General features: G+C 67.9%; 1 protein-coding gene (only partly in view). It reads left to right on the top strand.

All 14,631 nt of this window come from inside a single coding sequence — locus HAP54_RS29395, non-ribosomal peptide synthase/polyketide synthase (protein ID WP_248114553.1), on the top strand. Of the gene's 71,394 coding nucleotides, 38,216 precede the window and 18,547 follow it; the stretch shown corresponds to coding positions 38,217-52,847, spanning codon 12,739 (partial) through codon 17,616 (partial); the first complete codon in view begins at nucleotide 2. The start codon and the stop codon both lie outside this window.

Genomic DNA, 14,631 nt, shown 5'->3' on the forward strand with positions numbered 1-14,631 from the left:
CCTGCTCGAGCGCTATCTTGCCGCGGTTCAGCGGGTGGTGGGTCGGCACGATATCCTGAGGACGTCGTTTGTCTGGGAAGGGCTGTCGCGCCCGGCCCAGGTGGTGTGGCGGAACGCGCCGCTGGAGGTGAGCGAGGTCGAGCTGGACGGGTCTGGTGGTCCTGGCGCCGCGCAGCTTAAGGATCGGTTTGATCCGCGCCGGCAGCGCATCGAGCTTGGCCGGGCGCCCTTGTTGCGGTTTGTGATTGCGCGCGAGCCCGGCAGTGCGCGCTGGCTGCTGCTGGAGCTGCAGCATCATCTGATCGGGGATCACACCACGCTGGAGGTGATGCACGCCGAGGTCCGGGCCGTGCTGGAGGGACGCGAGCATGAGCTGGCAGCCCCGCAGCCGTTCCGCAACCTGGTGGCGGCGGCACGGCTTGGCGTGGGTGCAGAGGCGCATGAAGAGTTCTTCCGGACGATGCTGGGGGACATCGCTGAGCCGACCACGCCGTTTGGGCTGAGCGAGGTCCACGGCGAGGGCCGCGGGGCTCATGAGGCGCGGCGCATGCTGCCGCAGGCGCTCAACGCGCGATTGCGCAGCCAGGCGCGGCGGCTGGGGGTGAGCCTGGCGAGCCTGTGCCATCTGGCCTGGGGGCAGGTGGTGGCGCGCAGCAGCGACCGCGAGCAGGTGGTGTTCGGCACGGTGCTGTTCGGCCGCATGCATGGCGGGGCGGGTGGCGACCGCGCGATGGGTCTGTTCATCAACACGCTGCCGCTGCGGCTTGACCTGGACGGGACCGGGGTCGAGGCGAGCGTGCGGACCACCCACGCGCGGCTGGCCGAGCTGCTCGCACATGAGCATGCCTCGCTGGCGCTGGCGCAACGCTGCAGCGGCGTTGCGGCGCCGGCGCCGCTGTTCAGCGCGCTGTTGAACTACCGCCACAACACGCCGGCGGCGATCTCCGCCTCCGCAGCCGATGATGCGCTGTCCGGCGTGGAATGGCTGGGCGGGGAGGAGCGCACCAACTATCCGCTGATCTTGTCGGTGGAGGATTTTGGCGAGGCACTCGGGCTGACGGCGCAGGTGGCGGAGGGCGTCTCAGCGGATCGGGTCTGCGGCTACATGCAGCACACGCTCGCGCAACTGGCGGAGGCGCTGGAGCGGGCGCCGACCACGCCGGTGCGGGAGCTGGACATCCTGCCCCCTGACGAGCGGGCGTACCTGTTGGAGGCGCTGAACCGGACGGCGGTGACGTATCCTGAGCAGCAGTGCATCCATGAGCTGTTCGAGGCCCAGGTGCGCCGTGCGCCGGATGCGGTGGCGGTGGTGTGCGCGGAGGAGCGCGTCAGCTATGGCGAGCTCAATGCGCGGGCCAACCAGCTGGCGCATCATCTGATCGCAATTGGGGTGACGCCGGACCAGCCGGTGGCGATCTGCCTACAGCGCAGTCCGATGATGGTGGTGGGGCTGTTGGCGATCCTGAAGGCGGGTGGGGCCTATCTGCCGCTGGACCCGGCCTATCCGAGCGCGCGGCTGCGCCAGGTGCTTGCGGATGCGGCGCCGTCGCTGCTGCTGGCCGATGCGGCGGGACGATCGGCGCTGGGCGCCGATGCGCTACGCGATCTGACGGTAGTGGATCTGGCGGCGGCGAGCCCGGCCTGGGCGGCGCTGCCGGCCACCGATCCCGACCCGTGCGCGCTCGGCCTGACCTCGCGCCATCTGGCCTATGTGATCTACACCTCCGGATCCACCGGAACGCCCAAGGGCGTCATGGCCGAGCATCGGAGCCTGGTGCGTCTAGTGGCGGGGAACGACTTCGTCGAGATCTCGCCGCAGGACGTCTTTCTCAACGCATCCTCGCCGACATTCGACGCGACCACGTTCGAGCTCTGGGGAGCCTTAGCAAACGGTGCGAGTGTTGTGCTCTATCCTGAACGCTACCTCTCGACAGCAACGCTGGCCCAGATCATCCAAGATCAAGGCATCACCATCGCCTGGATGACTGCCCGGTTGTTCGATACCTATACCGCAGAGGGGCGCGGCACTGATCGGCTGCAGCAACTGCTGGTCGGAGGCGAAGAGGTCTCCGTCACTTCCGTTAGAGCATGCCAGAAGCGACATCCGACGCTGCGGATCTCAAATGCCTACGGCCCGACAGAGAACACCACCTTCAGTCTCTGCTATCCGGTGCCTGCTGGCTTTGATGGAGCCATTGTCCCGATTGGCCGTCCGATTGCGAACACGCGGGTGTACCTGCTGGACGGTCATGGTGTGCCGGTTCCGTTTGGCGCGGCGGGTGAGCTTTACATTGGCGGGGCGGGGGTGGCGCGCGGCTATCTGAACCGGCCGGAGCTGACGGCGGAGCGGTTCATCGCCAGCCCGTTTGTGGACGGCGACCGGCTGTACCGCACTGGCGATCTGGCGCGCTACCTGCCGGACGGCAATCTTGAGTTTTTGGGCCGCAACGACGACCAGGTGAAGATCCGCGGCTTCCGGATCGAGCCGGGGGAGATTGCGGCGCGGCTCATCGAGCATGCCTGGGTGCGCGATGCGGTGGTGGTGGCGCAGCAGGATGGCGCCGGCGAGAAGCGGCTGGTGGCCTATGTGGTGTGCGCGCCTGAAGCTCGATCGGATGAGCCGGATGGCGCTGGCGCTGAGCTGGCCGCGACGTTGCGGGCGCATGTGGGCGCGCACCTGCCGGACTACATGGTGCCGGCGGCGTTCGTGCGGCTGGCGGCGCTGCCGCTGACGGTGAACGGCAAGCTCGACCGCCAGGCGCTGCCGGCACCTGCGGATGAGGCGTATGCGCATCGCGCTTACGCGCCGCCGCAGGGCGAGATCGAGACGGCGCTGGCGCAGATCTGGGCCGAGCTTCTCGGTGTGGAGCGGGTCGGACGCCACGACCACTTCTTCGAACTGGGCGGCCACTCGCTCTTGGCGGTGCAGCTGATGGAGCGGCTGCGGCGGCGGTCGCTGGGGGTCGAGGTGCGGACCTTGTTTGCAAAGCCCGTGCTGGCGGATCTGGCCGCGAGCCTCGGCAGTCATCACGAGGTGGCGGTCCCGGCCAACCTGATCAGCGAACAGAGTGCGGCGATCAGGCCAGAGATGCTGCCGCTGATCGAGCTGACGCAGGACGAGATCGCGCGGATCGTCGTCACGGTGCCGGGCGGCGTCGGCAACATCCAGGACATTTATGGCTTGTCGCCGCTGCAGGACGGCATCCTGTTCCATCATCTGTTGGCGACAAAGGGCGATCCGTACCTGCTGGTCTCGCAGATGGCGTTTGCCGATCGTGACCTGCTCGAGCGCTATCTTGCCGCGGTTCAGCGGGTGGTGGGTCGGCACGATATCCTGAGGACGTCGTTTGTCTGGGAAGGGCTGTCGCGCCCGGCCCAGGTGGTGTGGCGGAACGCGCCGCTGGAGGTGAGCGAGGTCGAGCTGGACGGGTCTGGTGGTCCTGGCGCCGCGCAGCTTAAGGATCGGTTTGATCCGCGCCGGCAGCGCATCGAGCTTGGCCGGGCGCCCTTGTTGCGGTTTGTGATTGCGCGCGAGCCCGGCAGTGCGCGCTGGCTGCTGCTGGAGCTGCAGCATCATCTGATCGGGGATCACACCACGCTGGAGGTGATGCATGCCGAGGTCCGGGCCGTGCTGGAGGGACGCGAGCATGAGCTGGCAGCCCCGCAGCCGTTCCGCAACCTGGTGGCGGCGGCACGGCTTGGCGTGGGTGCAGAGGCGCATGAAGAGTTCTTCCGGACGATGCTGGGGGACATCGCTGAGCCGACCACGCCGTTTGGGCTGAGCGAGGTCCACGGCGAGGGCCGCGGGGCTCATGAGGCGCGGCGCATGCTGCCGCAGGCGCTCAACGCGCGATTGCGCAGCCAGGCGCGGCGGCTGGGGGTGAGCCTGGCGAGCCTGTGCCATCTGGCCTGGGGGCAGGTGGTGGCGCGCAGCAGCGACCGCGAGCAGGTGGTGTTCGGCACGGTGCTGTTCGGCCGCATGCATGGCGGGGCGGGTGGCGACCGCGCGATGGGTCTGTTCATCAACACGCTGCCGCTGCGGCTTGACCTGGACGGGACCGGGGTCGAGGCGAGCGTGCGGACCACCCACGCGCGGCTGGCCGAGCTGCTCGCACATGAGCATGCCTCGCTGGCGCTGGCGCAACGCTGCAGCGGCGTTGCGGCGCCGGCGCCGCTGTTCAGCGCGCTGTTGAACTACCGCCACAACACGCCGGCGGCGATCTCCGCCTCCGCAGCCGATGATGCGCTGTCCGGCGTGGAATGGCTGGGCGGGGAGGAGCGCACCAACTATCCGCTGATCTTGTCGGTGGAGGATTTTGGCGAGGCACTCGGGCTGACGGCGCAGGTGGCGGAGGGCGTCTCAGCGGATCGGGTCTGCGGCTACATGCAGCACACGCTCGCGCAACTGGCGGAGGCGCTGGAGCGGGCGCCGACCACGCCGGTGCGGGAGCTGGACATCCTGCCCCCTGACGAGCGGGCGTACCTGTTGGAGGCGCTGAACCGGACGGCGGTGACGTATCCTGAGCAGCAGTGCATCCATGAGCTGTTCGAGGCCCAGGTGCGCCGTGCGCCGGATGCGGTGGCGGTGGTGTGCGCGGAGGAGCGCGTCAGCTATGGCGAGCTCAATGCGCGGGCCAACCAGCTGGCGCATCATCTGATCGCAATTGGGGTGACGCCGGACCAGCCGGTGGCGATCTGCCTACAGCGCAGTCCGATGATGGTGGTGGGGCTGTTGGCGATCCTGAAGGCGGGTGGGGCCTATCTGCCGCTGGACCCGGCCTATCCGAACGCGCGGCTGCGCCAGGTGCTTGCGGATGCGGCGCCGTCGCTGCTGCTGGCCGATGCGGCGGGACGATCGGCGCTGGGCGCCGATGCGCTACGCGATCTGACGGTAGTGGATCTGGCGGCGGCGAGCCCGGCCTGGGCGGCGCTGCCGGCCACCGATCCCGACCCGTGCGCGCTCGGCCTGACCTCGCGCCATCTGGCCTATGTGATCTACACCTCCGGATCCACCGGAACGCCCAAGGGCGTCATGATTGAGCATGCGAGCACCGTGAACCTGCTGCATTGGAGCAGCGGCGTGTTTGCGGAGGAGACCAGCCGCATGCTGTTCTCCACCTCGATCAGTTTTGATCTGTCGATCTATGAGTGCTTCGTTCCGCTGTCACAAGGAAGCACGCTTTATCTTGTCGAAAGTGCGTTGACGCTGGGGCAGACGTCCTTGGATGTCTCCTTGATCAACACAGTCCCCTCGGCGATCGCCGCTCTGGTCGATAACAAAGCCGTGCCGCCCTCGACAAGGGTCATCAATTTGGCGGGCGAGCGGCTGCAGGCAGGCCTCATAGAGAAGGCTTTCGAGAGCAGTCGGGTCGAGAAGATCTGCAATCTGTACGCGCCTTCGGAAACCACGACGTACTCGACCTGGATTTGCATGCGACGGGGAGAGACTGTCGTCGAGACGATTGGCCGTCCGATTGCGAACACGCGGGTGTACCTGCTGGACGGTCATGGTGCGCCGGTTCCGTTTGGCGCGGTCGGGGAGCTTTACATTGGCGGGGCGGGGGTGGCGCGCGGCTATCTGAACCGGCCGGAGCTGACGGCGGAGCGGTTCATCGCCAGCCCGTTTGTGGACGGCGACCGGCTGTACCGCACTGGCGATCTGGCGCGCTACCTGCCGGACGGCAATCTTGAGTTTTTGGGCCGCAACGACGACCAGGTGAAGATCCGCGGCTTCCGGATCGAGCCGGGGGAGATTGCGGCGCGGCTCATCGAGCATGCCTGGGTGCGCGATGCGGTGGTGGTGGCGCAGCAGGATGGCGCCGGCGAGAAGCGGCTGGTGGCCTATGTGGTGTGCGCGCCTGAAGCTCGATCGGATGAGCCGGATGGCGCTGGCGCTGAGCTGGCCGCGACGTTGCGGGCGCATGTGGGCGCGCACCTGCCGGACTACATGGTGCCGGCGGCGTTCGTGCGGCTGGCGGCGCTGCCGCTGACGGTGAACGGCAAGCTCGACCGCCAGGCGCTGCCGGCACCTGCGGATGAGGCGTATGCGCATCGCGCTTACGCGCCGCCGCAGGGCGAGATCGAGACGGCGCTGGCGCAGATCTGGGCCGAGCTTCTCGGTGTGGAGCGGGTCGGACGCCACGACCACTTCTTCGAACTGGGCGGCCACTCGCTCTTGGCGGTGCAGTTCTTGAGCCGGCTGTCGCAGGCGCTGGGTGTAGCGCTGCCGCTGGCGGCGCTGTTTGCCAAACCGGTGCTGGCCGATCTGGCGACGAACATTGTCGAGATGTTGAGCCGCTGCGGTCCGCAAGACCTGCCGGCGATTGTCGGCGTGTCGCGTGATGAACCGCTTGTGCTGTCGTTTGCGCAGCAGCGGCTGTGGTTTTTGGCGCAGCTGGATCAGGATAGCACGAGCTATCACGTGCCGCTGGCCTTGCGGCTGCGCGGCGTGCTCGACCGCCGCGCCTGGCGGCGCAGCCTTGACCGTGTGTTGGCGCGTCATGAGGCGCTGCGTAGCGTCTTTGTCGCGCCGGAGGGCAAGCCCTGGGTTGAGGTGCTGCCGCCGGATGCGGGGCTGCCGGTGCTCGAGCACGATCTGCGGGACAGGCCGGATGCGGACGCGGCGCTTTTGGATCTGTGCCGGGAAGAGGCGCGCACGCCGTTTGATCTGGCGCGCGGGCCGCTGATCCGGGGCCGCCTGATCCGCACCTCGGATGGGGAGCACGTGTTCCTGCTGACCCAGCATCACATTGTCTCCGATGGCTGGTCGCTGGGCGTCTTGGTGCGCGAACTCAGTCAGCTGTACCGGGCGTTCGTAGCTGGGCAGGACGATCCGCTGCCGCCGCTTGCGATCCAGTATCCGGACTATGCCGCCTGGCAGCGGCAGTGGCTGTCGGGGGAACGGCTGCAGCGCCAGGCGCAGTATTGGCGCAACAATCTATCTGGCGCGCCGGCCCGTCTGGCGCTGCCGACAGATCGGCCTCGGCCGGCAGAGCAGTCGTTTGCCGGGGCCAACCTGCCTGTCGTGATCGATGCGGATCTGACGCGGGATCTGAAGCGGCTGAGCCGGCAGCATGGCACGACCTTGTTCATGACGGTGTTGGCGGCGTGGGCGGCGGTGCTGTTGCGTCTGTCGGGGCAGGACGACATTGTGATCGGGGTGCCGAGCGCCAATCGAGGTCGGTGCGAGCTCGAAGGGTTGATCGGGTTCTTCGTCAACGCCCTGGCGCTTCGCCTCGACCTGTCGGGCGCGCCGAGCGTGGCGGAGCTGTTGGAGCGGACGCGGCGCACGGCCTTGGGAGCACAGGAGCATCAGGACCTGCCGTTTGAGCAGGTGGTGGAGATCGTGCAGCCGCCACGGCATCTTGATCACACCCCGCTGTTCCAGGTGATGCTGGCCTGGCAGAACAACGCCATCCCGTCCTTCGACCTTCCCGGGCTGCTGGTGGAGGCTGCGGGGCAGGGGTTCGATCAGGTCAAGTTCGATCTGGAGCTGAACCTTTGCGAACATGGCGAGGTGATCGCCGGGACGCTGGGTTATGCCACGGCGCTGTTTGATCAGGCGACGATCGAGCGACAGCGGGGGTATCTGCTGGCGCTGCTGCGGGCGATGGTTGCCGATGCGCAGCAAGAGGTCGGGCGGATTGAGCTGCTGCCCCCTGACGAGCGGGCGTACCTGTTGGAGGCGCTGAACCGGACGGCGGTGACGTATCCTGAGCAGCAGTGCATCCATGAGCTGTTCGAGGCCCAGGTGCGCCGTGCGCCGGATGCGGTGGCGGTGGTGTGCGCGGAGGAGCGCGTCAGCTATGGCGAGCTCAATGCGCGGGCCAACCAGCTGGCGCATCATCTGATCGCAATTGGGGTGACGCCGGACCAGCCGGTGGCGATCTGCCTGCAGCGCAGTCCGATGATGGTGGTGGGGCTGTTGGCGATCCTGAAGGCGGGTGGGGCCTATCTGCCGCTGGACCCGGCCTATCCGAGCGCGCGGCTGCGCCAGGTGCTTGCGGATGCGGCGCCGTCGCTGCTGCTGGCCGATGCGGCGGGACGATCGGCGCTGGGCGCCGATGCGCTACGCGATCTGACGGTAGTGGATCTGGCGGCGGCGAGCCCGGCCTGGGCGGCGCTGCCGGCCACCGATCCCGACCCGTGCGCGCTCGGCCTGACCTCGCGCCATCTGGCCTATGTGATCTACACCTCGGGCTCGTCAGGCACCCCCAAGGGCGTCATGGTCGAGCATCGGAGCCTGGTCAATCTTGTCGCATGGCATGTGCAAACGTTTTGTCCGCAACCAGAAGCCTGCTGCGCACTCGTGGCTGGAGTGGCATTCGATGCCAGCACCTGGGAGCTATGGTCTGCGTTATGCAACCGCAGCACATTGCAGCTGCCGCCCAAAGCGACAGCTGCAGATTCCTTGCGTCTGCTGCAATGGTGGCGAGATCAATCGCTGGACGTTGCCTTTTTGATCACGCCACTGGCTACACTCGCGCTGGAAGATAAGCTCATCAACTCCAGATTGGAGTACTTGCTTGTTGGCGGGGAACGTCTCCAGCGTGTGCCTGGGCCTCTGTCGCCTCTGAAGCTAATCAACAACTATGGGCCTACTGAAGCTACGGTCGTGGCGACCTCAGGACGGCTCTTCAGCGACAACGCTGTGCCGCATATCGGCCGTCCGATCGCGAACACGCGGGTGTACCTGCTGGACGGTCATGGTGCGCCGGTTCCGTTTGGCGCGGTCGGGGAGCTTTACATTGGCGGGGCGGGGGTGGCGCGCGGCTATCTGAACCGGCCGGAGCTGACGGCGGAGCGGTTCATCGCCAGCCCGTTTGTGGACGGCGACCGGCTGTACCGCACTGGCGATCTGGCGCGCTACCTGCCGGACGGCAATCTTGAGTTTTTGGGCCGCAACGACGACCAGGTGAAGATCCGCGGCTTCCGGATCGAGCCGGGGGAGATTGCGGCGCGGCTCATCGAGCATGCCTGGGTGCGCGATGCGGTGGTGGTGGCGCAGCAGGATGGCGCCGGCGAGAAGCGGCTGGTGGCCTATGTGGTGTGCGCGCCTGAAGCTCGATCGGATGAGCCGGATGGCGCTGGCGCTGAGCTGGCCGCGACGTTGCGGGCGCATGTGGGCGCGCACCTGCCGGACTACATGGTGCCGGCGGCGTTCGTGCGGCTGGCGGCGCTGCCGCTGACGGTGAACGGCAAGCTCGACCGCCAGGCGCTGCCGGCACCTGCGGATGAGGCGTATGCGCATCGCGCTTACGCGCCGCCGCAGGGCGAGATCGAGACGGCGCTGGCGCAGATCTGGGCCGAGCTTCTCGGTGTGGAGCGGGTCGGACGCCACGACCACTTCTTCGAACTGGGCGGCCACTCGCTCTTGGCGGTGCAGCTGATGGAGCGGCTGCGGCGGCGGTCGCTGGGGGTCGAGGTGCGGACCTTGTTTGCAAAGCCCGTGCTGGCGGATCTGGCCGCGAGCCTCGGCAGTCATCACGAGGTGGCGGTCCCGGCCAACCTGATCAGCGAACAGAGTGCGGCGATCAGGCCAGAGATGCTGCCGCTGATCGAGCTGACGCAGGACGAGATCGCGCGGATCGTCGTCACGGTGCCGGGCGGCGTCGGCAACATCCAGGACATTTATGGCTTGTCGCCGCTGCAGGACGGCATCCTGTTCCATCATCTGTTGGCGACAAAGGGCGATCCGTACCTGCTGGTCTCGCAGATGGCGTTTGCCGATCGTGACCTGCTCGAGCGCTATCTTGCCGCGGTTCAGCGGGTGGTGGGTCGGCACGATATCCTGAGGACGTCGTTTGTCTGGGAAGGGCTGTCGCGCCCGGCCCAGGTGGTGTGGCGGAACGCGCCGCTGGAGGTGAGCGAGGTCGAGCTGGACGGGTCTGGTGGTCCTGGCGCCGCGCAGCTTAAGGATCGGTTTGATCCGCGCCGGCAGCGCATCGAGCTTGGCCGGGCGCCCTTGTTGCGGTTTGTGATTGCGCGCGAGCCCGGCAGTGCGCGCTGGCTGCTGCTGGAGCTGCAGCATCATCTGATCGGGGATCACACCACGCTGGAGGTGATGCATGCCGAGGTCCGGGCCGTGCTGGAGGGACGCGAGCATGAGCTGGCAGCCCCGCAGCCGTTCCGCAACCTGGTGGCGGCGGCACGGCTTGGCGTGGGTGCAGAGGCGCATGAAGAGTTCTTCCGGACGATGCTGGGGGACATCGCTGAGCCGACCACGCCGTTTGGGCTGAGCGAGGTCCACGGCGAGGGCCGCGGGGCTCATGAGGCGCGGCGCATGCTGCCGCAGGCGCTCAACGCGCGATTGCGCAGCCAGGCGCGGCGGCTGGGGGTGAGCCTGGCGAGCCTGTGCCATCTGGCCTGGGGGCAGGTGGTGGCGCGCAGCAGCGACCGCGAGCAGGTGGTGTTCGGCACGGTGCTGTTCGGCCGCATGCATGGCGGGGCGGGTGGCGACCGCGCGATGGGTCTGTTCATCAACACGCTGCCGCTGCGGCTTGACCTGGACGGGACCGGGGTCGAGGCGAGCGTGCGGACCACCCACGCGCGGCTGGCCGAGCTGCTCGCACATGAGCATGCCTCGCTGGCGCTGGCGCAACGCTGCAGCGGCGTTGCGGCGCCGGCGCCGCTGTTCAGCGCGCTGTTGAACTACCGCCACAACACGCCGGCGGCGATCTCCGCCTCCGCAGCCGATGATGCGCTGTCCGGCGTGGAATGGCTGGGCGGGGAGGAGCGCACCAACTATCCGCTGATCTTGTCGGTGGAGGATTTTGGCGAGGCACTCGGGCTGACGGCGCAGGTGGCGGAGGGCGTCTCAGCGGATCGGGTCTGCGGCTACATGCAGCACACGCTCGCGCAACTGGCGGAGGCGCTGGAGCGGGCGCCGACCACGCCGGTGCGGGAGCTGGACATCCTGCCCCCTGACGAGCGGGCGTACCTGTTGGAGGCGCTGAACCGGACGGCGGTGACGTATCCTGAGCAGCAGTGCATCCATGAGCTGTTCGAGGCCCAGGTGCGCCGTGCGCCGGATGCGGTGGCGGTGGTGTGCGCGGAGGAGCGCGTCAGCTATGGCGAGCTCAATGCGCGGGCCAACCAGCTGGCGCATCATCTGATCGCAATTGGGGTGACGCCGGACCAGCCGGTGGCGATCTGCCTGCAGCGCAGTCCGATGATGGTGGTGGGGCTGTTGGCGATCCTGAAGGCGGGTGGGGCCTATCTGCCGCTGGACCCGGCCTATCCGAGCGCGCGGCTGCGCCAGGTGCTTGCGGATGCGGCGCCGTCGCTGCTGCTGGCCGATGCGGCGGGACGATCGGCGCTGGGCGCCGATGCGCTACGCGATCTGACGGTAGTGGATCTGGCGGCGGCGAGCCCGGCCTGGGCGGCGCTGCCGGCCACCGATCCCGACCCGTGCGCGCTCGGCCTGACCTCGCGCCATCTGGCCTATGTGATCTACACCTCGGGCTCGTCAGGCCCCCCCAAGGGCGTCATGGTCGAGCATCGGAGCCTGGTCAATCTTGTCGCATGGCATGTGCAAACGTTTTGTCCGCAACCAGAAGCCTGCTGCGCACTCGTGGCTGGAGTGGCATTCGATGCCAGCACCTGGGAGCTATGGTCTGCGTTATGCAACCGCAGCACATTGCAGCTGCCGCCCAAAGCGACAGCTGCAGATTCCTTGCGTCTGCTGCAATGGTGGCGAGATCAATCGCTGGACGTTGCCTTTTTGATCACGCCACTGGCTACACTCGCGCTGGAAGATAAGCTCATCAACTCCAGATTGGAGTACTTGCTTGTTGGCGGGGAACGTCTCCAGCGTGTGCCTGGGCCTCTGTCGCCTCTGAAGCTAATCAACAACTATGGGCCTACTGAAGCTACGGTCGTGGCGACCTCAGGACGGCTCTTCAGCGACAACGCTGTGCCGCATATCGGCCGTCCGATTGCGAACACGCGGGTGTACCTGCTGGACGGTCATGGTGCGCCGGTTCCGTTTGGCGCGGCGGGTGAGCTTTACATTGGCGGGGCGGGGGTGGCGCGCGGCTATCTGAACCGGCCGGAGCTGACGGCGGAGCGGTTCATCGCCAGCCCGTTTGTGGACGGCGACCGGCTGTACCGCACTGGCGATCTGGCGCGCTACCTGCCGGACGGCAATCTTGAGTTTTTGGGCCGCAACGACGACCAGGTGAAGATCCGCGGCTTCCGGATCGAGCCGGGGGAGATTGCGGCGCGGCTCATCGAGCATGCCTGGGTGCGCGATGCGGTGGTGGTGGCGCAGCAGGATGGCGCCGGCGAGAAGCGGCTGGTGGCCTATGTGGTGTGCGCGCCTGAAGCTCGATCGGATGAGCCGGATGGCGCTGGCGCTGAGCTGGCCGCGACGTTGCGGGCGCATGTGGGCGCGCACCTGCCGGACTACATGGTGCCGGCGGCGTTCGTGCGGCTGGCGGCGCTGCCGCTGACGGTGAACGGCAAGCTCGACCGCCAGGCGCTGCCGGCACCTGCGGATGAGGCGTATGCGCATCGCGCTTACGCGCCGCCGCAGGGCGAGATCGAGACGGCGCTGGCGCAGATCTGGGCCGAGCTTCTCGGTGTGGAGCGGGTCGGACGCCACGACCACTTCTTCGAACTGGGCGGCCACTCGCTCTTGGCGGTGCAGTTGATGGAGCGGCTGCGGCGGCGGTCGCTGGGGGTCGAGGTGCGGACCTTGTTTGCAAAGCCCGTGCTGGCGGATCTGGCCGCGAGCCTCGGCAGTCATCACGAGGTGGCGGTCCCGGCCAACCTGATCAGCGAACAGAGTGCGGCGATCAGGCCAGAGATGCTGCCGCTGATCGAGCTGACGCAGGACGAGATCGCGCGGATCGTCGTCACGGTGCCGGGCGGCGTCGGCAACATCCAGGACATTTATGGCTTGTCGCCGCTGCAGGACGGCATCCTGTTCCATCATCTGTTGGCGACAAAGGGCGATCCGTACCTGCTGGTCTCGCAGATGGCGTTTGCCGATCGTGACCTGCTCGAGCGCTATCTTGCCGCGGTTCAGCGGGTGGTGGGTCGGCACGATATCCTGAGGACGTCGTTTGTCTGGGAAGGGCTGTCGCGCCCGGCCCAGGTGGTGTGGCGGAACGCGCCGCTGGAGGTGAGCGAGGTCGAGCTGGACGGGTCTGGTGGTCCTGGCGCCGCGCAGCTTAAGGATCGGTTTGATCCGCGCCGGCAGCGCATCGAGCTTGGCCGGGCGCCCTTGTTGCGGTTTGTGATTGCGCGCGAGCCCGGCAGTGCGCGCTGGCTGCTGCTGGAGCTGCAGCATCATCTGATCGGGGATCACACCACGCTGGAGGTGATGCATGCCGAGGTCCGGGCCGTGCTGGAGGGACGCGAGCATGAGCTGGCAGCCCCGCAGCCGTTCCGCAACCTGGTGGCGGCGGCACGGCTTGGCGTGGGTGCAGAGGCGCATGAAGAGTTCTTCCGGACGATGCTGGGGGACATCGCTGAGCCGACCACGCCGTTTGGGCTGAGCGAGGTCCACGGCGAGGGCCGCGGGGCTCATGAGGCGCGGCGCATGCTGCCGCAGGCGCTCAACGCGCGATTGCGCAGCCAGGCGCGGCGGCTGGGGGTGAGCCTGGCGAGCCTGTGCCATCTGGCCTGGGGGCAGGTGGTGGCGCGCAGCAGCGACCGCGAGCAGGTGGTGTTCGGCACGGTGCTGTTCGGCCGCATGCATGGCGGGGCGGGTGGCGACCGCGCGATGGGTCTGTTCATCAACACGCTGCCGCTGCGGCTTGACCTGGACGGGACCGGGGTCGAGGCGAGCGTGCGGACCACCCACGCGCGGCTGGCCGAGCTGCTCGCACATGAGCATGCCTCGCTGGCGCTGGCGCAACGCTGCAGCGGCGTTGCGGCGCCGGCGCCGCTGTTCAGCGCGCTGTTGAACTACCGCCACAACACGCCGGCGGCGATCTCCGCCTCCGCAGCCGATGATGCGCTGTCCGGCGTGGAATGGCTGGGCGGGGAGGAGCGCACCAACTATCCGCTGATCTTGTCGGTGGAGGATTTTGGCGAGGCACTCGGGCTGACGGCGCAGGTGGCGGAGGGCGTCTCAGCGGATCGGGTCTGCGGCTACATGCAGCACACGCTCGCGCAACTGGCGGAGGCGCTGGAGCGGGCGCCGACCACGCCGGTGCGGGAGCTGGACATCCTGCCCCCTGACGAGCGGGCGTACCTGTTGGAGGCGCTGAACCGGACGGCGGTGACGTATCCTGAGCAGCAGTGCATCCATGAGCTGTTCGAGGCCCAGGTGCGCCGTGCGCCGGATGCGGTGGCGGTGGTGTGCGCGGAGGAGCGCGTCAGCTATGGCGAGCTCAATGCGCGGGCCAACCAGCTGGCGCATCATCTGATCGCAATTGGGGTGACGCCGGACCAGCCGGTGGCGATCTGCCTACAGCGCAGTCCGATGATGGTGGTGGGGCTGTTGGCGATCCTGAAGGCGGGTGGGGCCTATCTGCCGCTGGACCCGGCCTATCCGAACGCGCGGCTGCGCCAGGTGCTTGCGGATGCGGCGCCGTCGCTGCTGCTGGCCGATGCGGCGGGACGATCGGCGCTGGGCGCCGATGCGCTACGCGATCTGACGGTAGTGGATCTGGCGGCGGC

Origin of the sequence: Bradyrhizobium sp. 2S1, assembly GCF_011516625.5 — a bacterium.
Taxonomy (GTDB): domain Bacteria; phylum Pseudomonadota; class Alphaproteobacteria; order Rhizobiales; family Xanthobacteraceae; genus Bradyrhizobium; species Bradyrhizobium septentrionale.